1 protein-coding gene is annotated in these 547 nt (G+C 71.3%); it reads left to right on the top strand.

Annotated features, from left to right (window positions below):
* Nucleotides 1–13: 13 nt before the first annotated feature.
* Nucleotides 14–547: UvrD-helicase domain-containing protein (locus tag LPA54_RS36020; protein WP_228984751.1), on the top strand; the 534-nt coding region annotated here is incomplete at its 3' end.

Below are 547 nucleotides of genomic sequence, written 5' to 3'. Positions count from 1 at the left end.
GACTCGGAGAGCGATGAGCAGCCTCTTTGACGACAGCTTCCTGGCGGACCTCCAGGCCCAGCGCGGCCCGGCGGACGAGCCCCCGCCGCCACCCGAGGACGAGCACGCCCCGGAGCCCCTCCCGGACGACCTGTTCGGCGGGAAGTTCGACGTGCCCCCGGAGCGGGACGCCTACTACCGGGACGGCGCCCCGCGCCCGGTGATCGACTCCGCCGCGCTGCTGGAGGGGCTCAACGACAACCAGCGCGCCGCGGTGGTGCACTCCGGCTCCCCCTTGCTCATCGTCGCCGGAGCCGGTTCCGGCAAGACCCGCGTGCTCACCCACCGCATCGCCTACCTGCTCGCCGAGCGGGGCGTGCACCCGGGCCAGATCCTCGCGATCACCTTCACCAACAAGGCCGCGGGCGAGATGAAGGAGCGCGTCGAGCAGCTCGTCGGCCCCCGGGCGAACGCGATGTGGGTCATGACCTTCCACAGCGCGTGCGTCCGCATCCTGCGCCGCGAGTCCAAGAAGCTGGGCTTCACGTCGTCCTTCTCGATCTACGAC

The sequence above is a fragment of the Streptomyces sp. DH12 genome (genome assembly GCF_020873895.1).
GTDB lineage: Bacteria > Actinomycetota > Actinomycetes > Streptomycetales > Streptomycetaceae > Streptomyces.
This window is presented reverse-complemented; position numbering and strand designations above follow the sequence as displayed.